The sequence below is a fragment of the Devosia beringensis genome (genome assembly GCF_014926585.1).
Classification (GTDB): domain Bacteria; phylum Pseudomonadota; class Alphaproteobacteria; order Rhizobiales; family Devosiaceae; genus Devosia; species Devosia beringensis.
This window is the reverse complement of the sequence record NZ_CP045422.1, coordinates 1912840-1927428: the sequence shown is the minus strand read 5'-3', so window position 1 is coordinate 1927428 and position 14589 is coordinate 1912840. Positions and strand designations below refer to the sequence as shown.

Here is a 14589-nt window from a genome sequence, read left to right as displayed (position 1 = left end):
GCCACACCAGGGACCCCGAAAAAGGACTCGACTCTCGCCGGATTCGGAGTCTAAGTGTTCCTGTTTTGTTCACTCATAAGGCTGCGCCAATGGGCTCGCCAGACCACCAACAGCGCCTTGCCGCGCTGCGGGACGCTATTGCCGATATCGAGCGCAAGCCGGCTTTGGCCGAAGCGCGGGTAGTGACCCGCGATCCTGCAGCCGGTTTTCCGCTGCCGGCGGGCGGCTTGCTGCAGGAAGTGTTCACCGATGAGCGCCGCCATGCCGGGGCCGTGCTGGGCTTTGCCCTGGCCCAGGCCAGGGGCCTGCTGACCCGCCAGCGCCCGGCCGTCATCTATCTGCAGCTGGTCAAGGACAGCCAGGAAATGGGCCTGCCCTATGGGCCGGGCCTGCTCAGCTTCGGCTTTGACCCCGATGCGCTGGTGCTGGTGCGGGCCGCCACCATGGTCGAGCTGCTGTGGGCGGCCGAAGAGGCGCTGGCCTGCAAGGCGGTGGCGGCCGTGCTGGCCGATATCGCCGGGCACAACAAGATCCTCGATTTCACCGCCAGCCGTCGGCTCAGCCTGCGGGCCGCCAGTGCCGGCAGTTCTATTCTCATGTTGCGTTATGGCACCGACCGGGAGGCCAGCGCGGCGCATCTGCGCTGGCGACTGACCCCGGCACTGAGCGCCCGCAAGCGCTTTGATCCCTTTGCCCCCGGCGCCCCGCAGTGGCGGGCACAGCTGGAAAAGGGGGTTCTCCTCAATCAGCAAACCGAATGGCTCCTGGGTTGGACGCAAGATGGATTCACCACACTCGATGCTGCACGCCGCAACGCAACCGGCTCTGCTGCCGGGCCGCCGTTTCCTGGCGCTGTTCCTGCCCACCTGGCCGACCGATTGGCTGAAACGGCGTGAGCCGGGGCTCAAGGGTCCGCTGGCGCTCTATGAGCGCATCAAGGGCGGGCTGCGGCTCGCGGCGCTGGATGCCGAGGCCGGCCGGGCCGGGCTCAGCGTGGGGCAAAACCTGGCCGATGCGCGCGCCATGGTGCCGACGCTGACGGTCCGTGAGATCGACCGGCCTGTGCTGGAGGCGGTCTTTGCCGATTTTGCCGACTGGCATTCCAATGCCAGCCCGCTGGTCGCGGTGATGGACGATGTCACCCGTTTTGGCGACCTGGTGCTCGACATTACCGGGGTCGCCCACCTGTTTGGGGGCGAAGGCCCCATGCTGCGCCTGCTGCTCACCCGCCTGCGCGCGCTTGGCTATACGGTCGCCGGCGCCATTGCTCCCACCATTGGCGCTGCCTGGGCGGTCAGCCATTTTGCCCGCAGCCAGGTGGTCGAAAACCCCGACCTGGAAGCCGTGCTCGATGCGCTGCCGGTCAATGCCTTGCGCCTGAGCCCGGCGCAGATCGCCGGGCTGAGCCAGATGGGTCTCAAGACCATCGGCCAGCTGCGGCCGCGCGAGCGCAAGCCGTTGCAGGCCCGCTTCGGGCTGTCGCTGTTGCAGCGGCTCGACCAGGCCTATGGCTTGCTGCAAGAGCGCATGGTGCCGCGCATTCCGGTCGCCGAGCGCTATGCCGAACGGCGCTTCACCGATCCGATCGGGCTGATGGACGACGTGCTGATGACCACCCATGACCTGGCCATCCAGCTCGCCATCAGGCTGGAAGCCGAAGGCCTTGGCGGACAGGCCTTTCATCTTTTCCTCTATCGCGTCGATCACAAGATCATCACGCTGTCGATCAACGCGGCCCGGCTGACGCGCGATCCCGATCATATCAGCAAGCTCTTTTCCAACCGCTCCGAGCGGCTTGAAGGCGAATATGATGCCGGCTTCGGCATCGACATGATCCGGTTGGCGGTGAGTTCGGTGGGGGAACTCGATGCGGTTCAGCTGGGGGCCTTTGCCACCCGCGACGGCAGCGAGGACCTCGATCAACTGCAGGACCGGATGAGCAGCCGCTTGGGGCCTCTGGCCGTGCTGCGCACGCAATTCGTCGCCACCCATATTCCCGAACGGGCAGCGCGGCTGGTGCCGGCGATGGCTTATGTCCCGCAGGCTTCGGCAGAGCCCTCCATAGGGCTGGACCGTCCGCTGCGCCTGCTGCCGGTGCCCGAACTGGTGGCCATCAATGCCGAAGTGCCCGATGGCCTGCCGGCGTCGATGATCTGGCGGCGGGCGAGTTACCGGCTGATCAAGGCGGAAGGTCCCGAACGGCTGGGGGCCGAATGGTGGCGCACCGGGCAGCGCCTGCAACTGGTGCCGCCCTTTGTGCCAAAACCGCCCGAGCCGGGCGAAAAGCCGGAACAGCCACCCTATCTGCCCGACCTGGCGCTGCACGATCCCGACGCCGGAAGCCGGGACTATTATGTAGCCGAGGATGCCCAGGGCCGACGGTTCTGGATTTATCGGCAGGGCGCCTATGGTGACGGCAACTGGTATCTGCACGGATTTTTCGCATGAGCGACATCATCCATCTGCAGCCCCGGCAGGGCGGGCGGCTGCAGTCGCCGCCGGTACCTGACTTTGCCGAACTGGTATCGACCACCAATTTTTCCTTCCTGCAGAGCGGGTCATCGCCCGAAGAAATGGTCTCTGCCGCCATGCATCTGGGCCTCAAGGCCTTTGGCGTGACCGATCGCAACAGCTTTGCCGGCGTGGTGCGCGGCTATGTCATTGCCCGCGACCGGGACGAAGACCGCTTCTCCGACTTCCGCTATCTGGTCGGCGTGCGCCTGTGCTTTGCCGACGGCACGCCTGATATCATCGCCTATCCCACCGACCGGGTGGCCTATGGCCGGCTGTGCAAGCTGCTCACCCGGGGCAATCAGCGGGGGGAGAAGGGCAAGCCCGTCCTCTATCTGAGCGACCTGTTCGGTTCGGGTGATCCGGTCTCGGCGGTCGAGCAGGGTCCATCGGAAAACCATGCCCAGGGCCAGCTCTTCATTCTCATCCCCGACGAAACCGATTGGGGCCTGACCGAAAGGACGCTGGAGACGCTCACCACAAGGTCGCCCGGCTCTGTCTGGGTCGCCGGGGCCCCGCGCTTTGATGGCCAGGATCGCGCCCGGCTCAACCGGATCGATGAACTGGCCAGGCGGCATCGCGCCACCATGCTGGCCAGCAATGACGTGCGCTACCACGAGCCGGACCGGCGCATCGTCCAGGATGTGGTGACCTGCATCCGCGAGCACCTGACGCTGGAAAGCGCCGGCTTCCGGCTTGCCGCCAATGCCGAGCGGCATCTCAAGCCGGCCTCTGAAATGGCCCGGCTGTTCCGCGAGCATCCCCATGCCATCACGCAAACGCAGCTTTTCATCGCCCGCATCGACTTCGCGCTCGACCAGCTGAAATACAACTATCCCGAAGAAACCATCGGCAATGGCGAGACGGCGCAGCAGACGCTGGAACGGCTGACCTGGCAGGGTGCGGCGAAGCGCTTCCCCCAGGGCGTGCCCGACAGCATCAAGAAGACGATCTGGACCGAGCTGTGCCTGATCGGCTTCAAAGGCTATGCGGCCTATTTCCTGACCGTGCACGATATTGTCCAGCATGCCCGCTATACGCTCAATATCCTCTGCCAGGGGCGCGGCTCGGCGGCCAATTCCACGGTCTGCTTTTGCCTCGAGATCACCGAGGTCAATCCCGAGACCGGCACGCTGGTCTTTGGTCGCTTCATCTCGACCGAGCGCGACGAACCGCCCGATATCGACGTCGATTTCGAGCATGAGCGGCGTGAAGAGGTGATGCAATATGTCTATAAAAAGTATGGCGGCAAGCGCACCGGCCTGACCGCCAATGTCATCTCCTACCGCTCCAAGAGCGCCATTCGCGAAACCGCAAAAGTGTTCGGTGTGTCCGACGACACGGTTGCCGCGCTGAACCAGCTGCATTGGGGCTGGGGGCAGAAACTCGATCTGGGTGACCTGGGGACGATCGGGCTCAGCCCGGATGATCCGGTGCTTGCCCAGATGTTCGAGGTGGTCAAGGTGCTGCGCGGCTTTCCCCGCCATCTCAGCCAGCATGTCGGCGGCTTCGTCATCACCCGCGATTCGCTCGAAAGCCTGGTGCCGATCGGCAAGACGGCCATGGAGAGCCGGCAGATCATCGAATGGAACAAGGACGACATCGATGCCTTGGCCATCCTCAAGGTCGATATATTGGCCCTGGGCATGCTGAGCTGCCTGCGCCGGGCGTTCGAGCTGATGGATGAGCATTATGGGCAACAGCTCAAGCTGGTCGACCTGCTGAGCGAAGAGGCCGATCCCGACCAGGGCAAGAAGGCGCGCGTCTATGCCATGATCCAGCGGGCCGATACGCTGGGCGTGTTCCAGATCGAAAGCCGGGCGCAGATGAGCATGCTGCCGCGCCTGAAGCCGGCAAAGTTCTACGACCTGATCATCGAGGTCGCCATCGTCCGGCCCGGCCCGATCCAGGGCAATATGGTCCATCCCTATCTGCGCCGCCGCCAGGGGCTGGAAGAGCCGGTCTATTACGGCGACAAGCTCAAGGCGGTTCTCGAACGCACGATGGGCGTGCCGCTGTTTCAGGAGCAGGCGATGCAGATCGCCATCGAAGGCGCCGGGTTTTCACCCGGCAAGGCCGACAGCCTGCGCCGGGCCATGGCGGCATGGCGGCGGACGGGCAAGATCGCCCAGTTCGGCGACGAGTTCATGACGGGCATGCAGGCCAATGGCTATCCGCCCGAATTCGCCAGGAACTGCTTCGCCCAGATCCAGGGCTTTGCCGAATACGGCTTTCCCGAAAGCCATGCGGCCAGCTTTGCGCTTCTGGTCTATGCCTCCTGCTGGCTCAAATGCCATTATCCCGATGTCTTTGCCACCGCCCTGCTCAATTCGCAGCCCATGGGCTTTTACGCGCCCAGCCAGATCATCCGCGACGCGATAGAGCATGGTGTCGATGTGCAGGAAGTGCAGATCAACAGCTCCCAGGTCGAGCATGTTCTGGTCAAGCCCGAGCAGGAACGCAGTGCCGGCGATCATGTCTGGTCGCAACACGAGGACATGCGCCACGATATCTGGAGCAGCCGGTCGATCCTGCTCGGTTTCAGTGCCGTCATCGGCTTGAGCAAGCACGCCCAGCAGCAGATCGTGGACAGGCGCGGCGCCGGCTACGATTCCATCCGCGACCTCTGGCTGCGCACGCAATTGCCGATAGCCGCGCTGGAAAAGCTGGCGCATGCCGATGCCTTTGCCGATCTCGGCCTTAATCGCCGCGAAGCGCTATGGGTAGTCAAGGGCCTGATCGGCACGCATGGCGCGGACACCCTGCCTCTGTTCGAGGCGGCCGGACGGGTGGAGACCGACGCCGATGTCGAAGCCAACCTGCCCAAGATGCTGATGGGCGAGGAAGTGATCCACGACTATTCGACCCTGTCCTTTTCGCTCAAAGGTCACCCGCTGCAGTTCATCCGCCCGGTCCTGGAAGCCAGACGCATCCTGCGGTCGGATCAGTTGCGCGACGCCAGGCCCGGCAGCCAGGTGGAAGTGGCCGGCCTGGTGCTGGTGCGCCAGCGACCGGGGACAGCCAAGGGGATCATCTTTGCCACGCTCGAGGATGAGGCCGGGGTGGCCAATGTCGTGATCTGGCCGCAGGTTTTTGAAAAGAACCGCAAGACCGTGCTGGGCTCACGTATGCTGGCCGTACGCGGCAAGCTGCAGCGCGAGGGCCTCGTGATTCATATCATTGCCGAGCAATTGACCGACATGACCAGCCATCTGCTCGATCTGGCGCATGGCGTCGATATCGGCGACCGGATCCTGGCGCGGGGCGACGAGGGCAAGTCCGGTCCCTATCCCAGCCGCGACCGCAACGCCATGATCGAGATCGAAAAGGCCCGCCGCACCGCCTATGCCGCCCTGCCCGGGGGGCGCAATTTCCATTGAGCCCGGGCCGGCGCTAGAGCATTTCACCGTTTCGCTGAAACGGCTCAATGGCTCCAGCTCTTTGGTTTGTCACGTTTTCGAACCGCAAAAGTGGGTCACTTTTGCTGAAAACGCGCTAGGCCACGATCTGGTCGATCGCCTTGGCCAGCGCGATATCCTTGGCGCTCAGCCCACCCGCATCATGGGTCGAGAGCCGGATCGTCACCACATTGTAGCTGTTGGACCAGTCCGGATGATGCCCTGCCTTCTCGGCTTCCAGCGCCACCCGGCTCATGAAGCCGAAGGCCTCGGAGAAATCCTTGAACTTGAACACATGGCTGATGGCATCGGCCGCCGCATCATAGACCCAGCCCTTGAGCCCCTGCAGAGCCGCTTCGCGCTCGGCGTCGTTCAGTCTGTCGACCATTTTCGCGTCCTTTCCATTGCCTCTCACCTATAGGCGCGCAAAGCGACCCTTCCAAGGCGCCGGCAGCCCCCGGCTAGTCCCCTCCCCAAGCAAACAAATATTCACATCTTCTGGGCATGATGCGCGCGGAGGTATTACGCGATGTTCAAACGCTTCCTCTCGATGTTGCGTTCTGAACGAGCCCTGTCGCTGGATATTCGACTGCAGCTCGTCAACGGACTGTTCTATCCGTTTGCCTCGCTCATTGCGGGTGCACTGGCTGGCCTATGGATCGCCGTCACCGTTACCATCCTCGTCGATGACATCCTGGTGCGCATTACCGCCGACATCATCGTGGCCATCGCCATCGCACGCATCGCCATCGGCCTCGCCTATATCCGCGGCAAGCAGGTTACCCCCGCTTCGGTCGCCACCTGGGAGCTGGTCTATGCCACCGGCGCCGGCCTGTTCGCGCTCTCGCTGGGCCTCGTGACCTTCCTGGCGCTGCTGCGGGTCGACAATGAGCCGCTCCATCTCATGCTCACCACGACCACCGCCGCCTATGCCGCCAGCATTACCGGCCGCAATGCCGGCCGCCCCTGGATCGCGCTGAGCCAGCTCTATCTGGCCGCCGCCCCGATGTGCCTGGGGCTGATGCTGAACCCCATCGCTTTCTACCAGATTGTCGGCGCGACCCTGCTGCTGTTCATGTTCGGCATGACCGACATCACGCTTTCGGTCCGCCAGACCATTGTGGGCGCGCTGGAGACGCAACGGCTCAATGCCGAACTCGCCCAGGCCTCCCAGCAGCAGGCGGCCCTGTTCGATGATGCCCTCAACAACATGTCGCATGGCCTGTGCATGTTCGACAGCGACAGCAACCTGCTGGTCTGGAACCAGAAGTTCCTCGACCTGCTGCAGCACGATGGCCGGGGCATTGCCAAGGGCATGCAGCTGCAGGACCTGCTGCAGAGCGCTCGCCGGCAAGGCACCCCGGCGCGCAATGTCCAGCTGATCGAGGCCATCCGGGACAGCGTGCAATCGACGGGCGCGCGCAAGAGCTTTGCCCGTCTGTCCGATGGCGCCGCCGTCGCGGTTTCCCACCAGACCATGCGGAACGGCAATGTCGTGCTGGTGCTCGAAGACGTCACCGAGCAGACCGAGGCACATGATCGCATAAGGCAACTGGCCTGGAACGACGAGCTGACCGGGCTGATGAACCGGGCTTCCTTCAACGAGCGGCTCAAGAAGTCGCTCAGCAGGGCCGACCACGCGCCGCCGCTGGCGCTGCATCTGATCGACCTGGACAATTTCAAGGCCGTCAACGACACGCTGGGCCATCCCGTGGGTGACCATCTGCTGGTCGACGTCGCCCGGCGCATCGTCGCCACCGTTGCCGGTCGTGGTCACGTCGCCCGACTGGGCGGCGACGAATTTGTCGTCATCCAGCCGCTGCACGGCCAGGCCGCCGATTACCAGGCTTTGGCCGACGCCATTCTGGCCGGCCTGGGCGAACCCTTCGACATCAGCGGACACAATATCACCATCGGCGCCAGTATCGGCATTGCCCTGTCACCAGACCATGCCGATACCGACGATGTGCTGCTCAAACGGGCCGACATGGCGCTCTACAAGGCCAAGGCCAATGGCCGCCAGACCATCGTGGTTTTCGAGCATGCGCTCGACGTGCAGGTACAGCTGCGCCGGCAGCTCGAGCTCGATATCCGCGTGGCCATGGCCAATGACCAGTTCAGCCTGGCCTTCCAGCCCATTGTGGAAGTCGCCTCGGGCAGGATTACCGCCCTCGAAGCCCTCATCCGCTGGCAGCATCCGTCACGCGGCCTGGTGTCGCCCGCCGAATTCATCCCGGTGGCCGAAGATACCGGCCAGATCATCGGCATCGGTCGCTGGGTGGTCGAGGAGGCCTGCCGGGTCCTCAAGACGCTCGATGGCGAGATGGTCTGTGCGGTCAATTTTTCCGCCGTGCAGTTCCAGGACAAGAGCTTTCCCGACTTCCTCGCGCACACGCTGCAGGCCCACGGGATAAAGCCGGCACGCCTCGAATTCGAGATCACCGAAACCGCCCTGCTCGACGATTCCTCCAGCACCCGCGACATGCTTGCCGAACTGGGCCGGCTTGGCGTCGGCGTCTCGCTGGATGACTTCGGCACCGGCTATTCCTCGCTGAGCCACCTGCGCACCTTCCCCTTCACCAAGATCAAGATCGACGGCTCCTTCGTGCAGGACCTGCCCGGCAGCGCCAGTGCGGTCGCGGTGATCCGCGCCGTCTGCAATATCGGCCAGATCCTGGGCATTGCCGTGGTTGCCGAAGGGGTGGAAACCCAGCAACAGCTGCAGTTCCTCTCCACCGCCGGCTGCAGCCATGTGCAGGGCTATCTGCTCGGCCGGCCGGCACCACAGGAGCGTCTGGCCACCGTGCTGGCGGAATATTCCACCGCCCGGATGCGCAGCTTGCTGGCCGCCTGAGCGGCCGGGACGTCAGGCGGTGCCGACCATCCTGGACTGGGCGCCGACGAGCCGGCGCATGACCTGCATATTGTGCGGCTCGAGCTGCATGCAGGCCTCTACCCACAGATCGACAATGTCGCTCAGCTCGTCAAAGGGGATCGGGTTGGCGCGTTTGCTGGCGCGATGCATCTGCAGCTGACCGGCGTGGCGGGCGCTGTTTTTCTGGATGAAGGTGCTGACCGCCGTCACGCCCTTGCCGGGCTCGGCCAGGATATGCACGAGACCGAGCGCATGCAGTTCCTCGGCCGTCACCATCTTGCCGCTGCGCACCATCCACTCGGCTTTGGCAAAGCCCAGCTTGCGGCCCAGAAAGGACAGCGCGCCCATGCCCGGGAACAGGCCGAACAATTGCTCGGGAAAGCCGAACTTGGTGCCCTTTTCGGCGCAGATGACGTCGAAGGACAGCAGCGATTCAAAGCCGCCGCCCAAGGCATCGCCCTGGGCCAGGCCAATGGTGATGATGTCGCTGTTCAGCGCGCTCCAGTTCTGATGCAGGATCTTGACGCAGGACAGGCCATAGTCCGTCAGCCCCTGACGATCGCGCCGGCCGATGCAGTCGAGGAAATAATCGAGATCACCGCCAAAGCAGAACACGCCCGGCTGGCGCGAGCCCAGCACCACATATTTGAGCAAAGGCGGGTGCGCCGATTTGAGGGCCCGGATATTGTCCTGCCAGCGATGGAAATCGGCCAGCAGGTCAAGATTGTAGGAAGGCCGCCCGCGAAAATCCATGAAACTCCACAAGGTCGCGTTGGAGATGTCATGGGCACAGTCGATCTGGCCAAGCTCTGGCCAGAAACGGGCAATTTCCGATGTCGTCGCGGGTACAAGGTCGGGGACCTCGACGGCAAACTCGTATGGCGTGTCGTCAGGCGCGTGCTGCTGGAGACCCAGGTTCATCCGACAAGCTCCAACTAAACTGTTGGTATCATTAAACTTGAATTAACGCAGACAATCAAATGGTGCCCGTGGCGCGGTAGTCGGTCCGTGCAAGTTCCCGGCCAATTAGGTATTTTTGGCCAAAGGCTTAATACAGTTAACCAAGACTTAAAGTTTGATCCCGCCTGGCCGCGCCACTGCCCTTGCTGCCCCAAAACGGCGCCCGCACCGCCCAACATTGACCCGGGAAGTCCCGGTCTGGTCTGAGGGACACGGACAATATCGCTCCGGCTCTCACTGGCAAGGGCGGCGACGGGGCGTGGATGGGGGAAAAAACTGGTGCCGCTTAGGTGACTCGAACACCTGACCCCATCATTACGAATGATGTGCTCTACCAACTGAGCTAAAGCGGCAACGGTTGGCCTTTTACGTCGGGTTTTGGGCCGGTGCAAGAGGCAAGGCAATCTGGGTCGGCAATTGGGTAGGTAGCGTGTCGCCAGCCCGGGCCGTCGCCGCCTGGGTGGCGGTCATCGGCACCTTCCATTCGAAGGCGTCCAGCCGTCCGGTCACCGGGGACACCGGCTCCCATTCATCGCTGACCATGCCATCGGCCGTCCAGGCCGGATCGCGTGGCGCCCGCACCGCACGGGCCAGCCATTCACGCGCCTTGCCCTGGTCGCCATTCTGGCCTTCCTCGATCTCGGCCATCAGGCTGGCCACGCCCTGGGTGGCATCGGGACCCTCGAACGGCGCCAGCGCATTGCGGGCCAGCGACCAGTCATAGGCATCGATGGCGGCGCGGGCCAAGGCCATGCCGGCGGCCCGGTGCGGCGGCGGCACCTCGATGAGCTCGCCCAGCCGCTTGAGCCGGTCGACCGCCGAGGCGCCCGGCTGGGCATGAGCATAGAGCGCGGCAATGTCGGGATGCCCGGTGGCGCGCCAGATCCGCCGCAGCAGGCTCATCGCCTTGCGCGTTTCGCCGCGATTGATGTGGATGCGGGCCGCGATCAGCGCGGCGGGCACGAAATCGGGCAGCAGCTTGAGCGCCGTCAGCGCATGTTCGAGCCCGGCCAGGGGCTGTCTTGTTTCGGCTTCACGGGCCCGGGCCGTTTCGATCACCGCCTGGCGGCGGCGCTTGCGCGCCCGCTCTTCCCGGCTACCGGCCTGCTCGGCATTGACCATGGCCACCGCCTCGGCCCATTGCCCGCGCCGCGCCAGATCATCAAACACCGCTTCCCCCGCCCAGCCACTGCCGGGCGCCAGGGTCAGCGCCTTGCGGGCAAAGGTCAGCGCCGCCTGCGGCCGCTGCTGCGCCCTTGCCTGGTCATAAAGCCCGGTCAGCGCCGCCAGCGCCGTCTTGTCATCGGCAATCAGCGCCCGGTAATGCTCGCGCGCGGCCGGCATGTCGCCCAGCGCCAGATCGGCCCGCGCTTCGAGCAGCTTGGCTGCCGCATTGGCCGGCAGCCGCGCCTGGGCATCGCGCGCCAATGCACGGGCCCGGGCCGGATCGCCGGCCTGCAGCGCAATCATGGCGTCGCTCAACGCCTCGACGCCCTGCTCGCGGCGCCGCTCGCGACTGCGTCGCGCCATGGCCTTGGGCGCCGAAATGATCCGCCGGACAATAGCCCAGACCAGGATCACCACGATGGCGAGGAGCATGAACATGAACACCGCCGCACCCAGCCGCGGCTGCATGCGATAGCCGGCCACTTCGAGGGTCAGCGTGCCGGGCAGCGATATCATCCAGGCGGCGAGGGCCGCGATGACAAGGCTGCCGACAATCCAGGATGCCAGGCGGATCATCGGGCGACCTCGCCACCCAGCGCGGCATCGCGCAGATCCTGCAGGAATGTCTCGGCCTCGGCCTGCTCGGCCAGCAGCGCTGGCACATCCCCGGCAGCAGCCTGCATCGGCGCCGGCAGGCTCTCGAGCAGCGCCAGCGCGCTGGCAAATTCGCGTCGCTCCACCGCGCCGATCAGGCGCGAGGCGATCGCCTCGGGCGTATCGCCCGCCATTTCGTCGGTGGGACGCAGGGCAATCGCGCCGGCGAACCAGTCAAGCGCCCCGGTCTGCCAGGGCGCGTTCGGGTCGGCGGGCCGGCCCGCCAGGATCGCCGGCAGCACGGCATCGAACCGCCGCGCGATCTCGTCCGGGCGAATCAGGCCCTGCACCGCCTGATTGGCAATCCGCGTGGGGATGACGGCATCGGGGGCGGCTGACCGCAAGGCCGCCAGTTCGGTCTCATAGGGGCGACCGGTGGCAAAGGCAGTTTCAAAGCCGGAAAGGATCAGCGGCAAAGCCAGTACCGCACCGATATCGCTGGGCTGTGCCGCCAGCGCCGCCGTCGTTTCGGTAACACTGCTATCGAGGCTACGCAGGCCCGACTCCGCCGTGCCAAGACGCGCGGCCAGCTCGTCAATCCGGCCGCCCAGCGCCGCAAAATCGCTGCGCAGACCATCAAGGGCCGTGGTGTCGACCGCCGGTGCTTCCGCCTGCGCCAGACTGTCGATGCGGGCGCTGAGCGCAGCCAGATCGCCGGCAAGGTCGGGGCCAGCGGCCGGGGCCGATGGTGCATCCGCGTCGGGCACACGTTCCAGCATGGCCACCCGCTGTTTGAGCGTAGCCAGTTCAGCCTGGGTGGTCTGGGTAACCGTTTCAAGTTCGGGAATCGCCCTGCCATAGGCAGCCAGACGCGGATCGGCGGCCACCGTCTCGACTGGCGCCGCGGGCCAGAGACCGGCATAGGCCAGGCCATAGGCGGCGCCCAGTCCGAGCAGACCACCGACCAAAGCGGCACCAAAGCCGAAACCGGCAGCAGGTACGGGCGCGGCCGCGGCCGGCCGGGGCTTGTCAGCTGGCTTGTCGCCCGCCTTGGCCTTGTCGGCAGCAGCGGCGAAGCCGGATGGCGCGGCGCCGGGCGCGGTGGTCCCCGCCGGTTTGCCGGCGCTTGCTGTCCCGGCGGTGGCAGACGGGGCGGCGCCAGGCGTGGCGGCTGCGGGTTTGGCCGGCTCCGGCTTTGCCGATTCGGCACCGACCGATCGTGCCGTCAGATCCAGCACGGGCGGCTTGACCGCACCGGACCGCACATCGCCGGCCTTGGCGTCACTGGCCTTGGCCTCGTTGGCCTTGGGATCGGTGCCCTTGCTATCCGCCATATCGGGTAGTCCTCATGTTCATGACCGACTATGGCCCAGTTTGCGCGCGGGCAAAACCCAGCGCCAGGACCATCATCGCTTCTTCGTCAGGCCGATCAGCCAGGCTGATGCGGTTGAAATGCGCCTCGAGCAAGGGCTCGGCCACCGCCTCACTGAGGCATAGCATGCCAAGTCGCTGGCGCTGTGTCCGTTCCAGACTCTGCGTCAATTGCGCAAAGATTTCGGCAGTCCGCCGCGAATAGACCAGGGCCGCGTCGATTTCCCCATCTGCCAGCGCTTCCAGGATGGCCGGCGGCAGGGCCGGCACGGCCACCATGTCATAGATCTTGGCCGTGGCCACCATCACCCCCAGCGGCGCCAGCGCCTTGCCGAGGTCGGCGCTCTGGTGCTTGCCGGTCGGATAAAACAGCGGACCCTTGAGTCCGGAGAGGCTGATGGCATTGACCAGATCGCCAAAGCTGCCCGCGGCGCTGCTGACCTTGGTGAACCCGGCCGCTTGTGCGTCACGCGCCGTGCGATCGCCCACCGCCAGTACGGGCAGATGCGCATAGTCGCCCACCACGCCGCGCTCGACCAGGCTGCGCACGGCATTGGCGCTGGTCAGCACCACGGCGGCAAAGCCATGAGCCGGGGGCAGGCTGACCTCGATGGCAACGCGCTCCATCAGCGGCGCTGCCACCGCCTCGATGCCCAGCGCCTGCAACCGGGCCAGGCTCGATTGCGCATCGGGCTCGGGTCGGGTCACCAGCATCCGGGTCATGTGACTGCGGCCCATCTGGCCAGAAATTCCGTGCCGGCCTGGGCCAGCAGGTCGTCGCCGACTTGGCGACCCAAAGCGAAGGGATCATTGCCGCTCGCCACGCTGTCAAAGGCGGTCTGGCCATCCAGGCTGAGAATCTGCCCCTTGAGGGTCAACCCCTCGCCGTCAAGCCGCGTCAGTGCGCCCACCGGCGTCCGGCAGGAGCCATCGAGCACTGCCAGCATGGCGCGTTCGGCGCTGAGCGCCCGGTTGGTCGGACCATGGTCGATAGCGGCCACCAGAGCGGCCATGCGCGCGTCATCGCTGCGCACCGCCAGCCCGATGGCGCCCTGCGCCGGCGCGGGCATGAAGAGGTCAGGATCCATCTGCCCGGTCGCCCGATGCCCTTCACCCAGCCGGTTGAGCCCCGCCATGGCCAGCAGCGTGGCATCGGCCACCCCGTCGATCAGCTTTTGCAACCGCGTGCCGACATTGCCGCGAAACGGCACGATCTGCAGGTCCGGGCGCTGCCGCAGCACCTGCGCCGCCCGCCGGATCGAAGAGGTGCCGAACTTGGCGCGCTCGGCCAGGTGATCCAGACTTTGCACTTTCACCGACATGAAGGCGTCGCGCACATCCTCGCGCTCCAAAAACGCCACCAGCGCCAGCCCGTCGGGCAGTCGCGTGGCCACGTCCTTGCTTGAATGCACGCCGATATCGACGCGGCCACTCAGCATGGCGTCGTCGATTTCCTTGGTGAACAGGCCCTTGCCGCCAATTTCGCTGAGGCTGGCATTGCTGGCCTGGCTGCGATCACCACCGGTCGAGAGCACCTCGATGGTGATCTCGTCCTCGCTCACCCCATGCGCATGCGCCAGCAGGCTGCGCACCAGCTGCGCCTGCATCAGCGCCAGGGGACTGCCGCGGGTTCCGATTCGGGCGAAGACAGGGGGCGATTGCAATGTGATTTGGTCCTATAGTAGGCAGAGAGACCCTTCAGGGAGTAACCAG

General features: G+C 65.2%; 10 protein-coding genes and 1 tRNA gene. 4 read left to right on the top strand and 7 right to left on the bottom strand.

Features of this window, described 5'->3' with window-relative positions; translation table 11 throughout:
- The first annotated feature begins 89 nt into the window (after positions 1-89).
- The 3 genes from GDR53_RS09460 to GDR53_RS09450 are packed head-to-tail and all read left to right on the top strand — an operon-like array spanning position 90 to position 5891.
- Complete coding sequence (locus GDR53_RS09460) at positions 90-896, top strand: ImuA family protein (protein WP_193337805.1); 807 nt, start codon at positions 90-92, stop codon at positions 894-896.
- Entirely contained in the window at positions 781-2448 is a 1668-nt protein-coding gene (locus GDR53_RS09455) for a Y-family DNA polymerase (RefSeq protein WP_193337804.1), read from the top strand. Before GDR53_RS09460 ends, GDR53_RS09455 begins: the two co-directional genes overlap by 116 nt.
- Positions 2445-5891 carry an error-prone DNA polymerase gene (locus tag GDR53_RS09450; RefSeq protein WP_193337803.1) on the top strand — a complete coding sequence of 1149 codons (3447 nt, stop codon included), beginning with the start codon at positions 2445-2447 and terminating at the stop codon, positions 5889-5891. Before GDR53_RS09455 ends, GDR53_RS09450 begins: the two co-directional genes overlap by 4 nt.
- Before the next feature lie 115 nt (positions 5892-6006).
- Here GDR53_RS09450 and GDR53_RS09445 read toward each other — a convergent pair whose 3' ends face one another.
- Positions 6007-6297, bottom strand: a complete 291-nt coding sequence (locus GDR53_RS09445) for a 4a-hydroxytetrahydrobiopterin dehydratase (RefSeq protein WP_193337802.1) — start codon at positions 6295-6297, stop codon at positions 6007-6009.
- 141 nt (positions 6298-6438) lie between these two features.
- Between GDR53_RS09445 and GDR53_RS09440 the strand changes: the two genes are divergently transcribed.
- Complete coding sequence (locus GDR53_RS09440; protein ID WP_193337801.1) at positions 6439-8763, top strand: putative bifunctional diguanylate cyclase/phosphodiesterase; 2325 nt, start codon at positions 6439-6441, stop codon at positions 8761-8763.
- Between the two features lie 12 nt (positions 8764-8775).
- Here the strand turns inward: GDR53_RS09440 and GDR53_RS09435 are convergent, their stop codons facing one another.
- The 6 genes from GDR53_RS09435 to hemC form a co-directional block, all read right to left on the bottom strand.
- Entirely contained in the window at positions 8776-9705 is a 930-nt protein-coding gene (locus GDR53_RS09435; RefSeq protein ID WP_193337800.1) for a crotonase/enoyl-CoA hydratase family protein, read from the bottom strand.
- Between the two features lie 316 nt (positions 9706-10021).
- Positions 10022-10097 (bottom strand) — tRNA-Thr (locus GDR53_RS09430).
- Positions 10098-10110: 13 nt separating this feature from the next.
- Positions 10111-11487: a heme biosynthesis protein HemY gene (locus tag GDR53_RS09425; RefSeq protein WP_193337799.1), complete on the bottom strand. Its 1377-nt coding sequence runs from the start codon at positions 11485-11487 to the stop codon at positions 10111-10113.
- The gene (locus GDR53_RS09420; protein ID WP_193337798.1) at positions 11484-12839 is read right to left on the bottom strand and encodes a COG4223 family protein; all 1356 of its coding nucleotides are present in this window, start codon (positions 12837-12839) and stop codon (positions 11484-11486) included. Before GDR53_RS09420 ends, GDR53_RS09425 begins: the two co-directional genes overlap by 4 nt.
- Positions 12840-12867: 28 nt before the next feature.
- Positions 12868-13599 (bottom strand): uroporphyrinogen-III synthase, encoded by a 732-nt coding sequence (locus GDR53_RS09415; RefSeq protein ID WP_193337797.1) that lies wholly within the window; start codon positions 13597-13599, stop codon positions 12868-12870.
- Complete coding sequence (gene hemC / locus GDR53_RS09410; RefSeq protein WP_193337796.1) at positions 13596-14540, bottom strand: hydroxymethylbilane synthase; 945 nt, start codon at positions 14538-14540, stop codon at positions 13596-13598. Before hemC ends, GDR53_RS09415 begins: the two co-directional genes overlap by 4 nt.
- Positions 14541-14589 lie beyond the last annotated feature (49 nt).

Excerpts from the sequence above, each read along its gene's own strand:
- GDR53_RS09460 (WP_193337805.1), top strand. The coding sequence starts at position 90 with ATGGGCTCGCCAGACCACCAACAGCGCCTTGCCGCGCTGCGGGACGCT.
- GDR53_RS09455 (WP_193337804.1), top strand. The coding sequence starts at position 781 with ATGGATTCACCACACTCGATGCTGCACGCCGCAACGCAACCGGCTCTG.
- GDR53_RS09450 (WP_193337803.1), top strand. The coding sequence starts at position 2,445 with ATGAGCGACATCATCCATCTGCAGCCCCGGCAGGGCGGGCGGCTGCAG.
- GDR53_RS09445 (WP_193337802.1), bottom strand. The coding sequence starts at position 6,297 with ATGGTCGACAGACTGAACGACGCCGAGCGCGAAGCGGCTCTGCAGGGG.
- GDR53_RS09440 (WP_193337801.1), top strand. The coding sequence starts at position 6,439 with ATGTTCAAACGCTTCCTCTCGATGTTGCGTTCTGAACGAGCCCTGTCG.
- GDR53_RS09435 (WP_193337800.1), bottom strand. The coding sequence starts at position 9,705 with ATGAACCTGGGTCTCCAGCAGCACGCGCCTGACGACACGCCATACGAG.
- GDR53_RS09425 (WP_193337799.1), bottom strand. The coding sequence starts at position 11,487 with ATGATCCGCCTGGCATCCTGGATTGTCGGCAGCCTTGTCATCGCGGCC.
- GDR53_RS09420 (WP_193337798.1), bottom strand. The coding sequence starts at position 12,839 with ATGGCGGATAGCAAGGGCACCGATCCCAAGGCCAACGAGGCCAAGGCC.
- GDR53_RS09415 (WP_193337797.1), bottom strand. The coding sequence starts at position 13,599 with ATGACCCGGATGCTGGTGACCCGACCCGAGCCCGATGCGCAATCGAGC.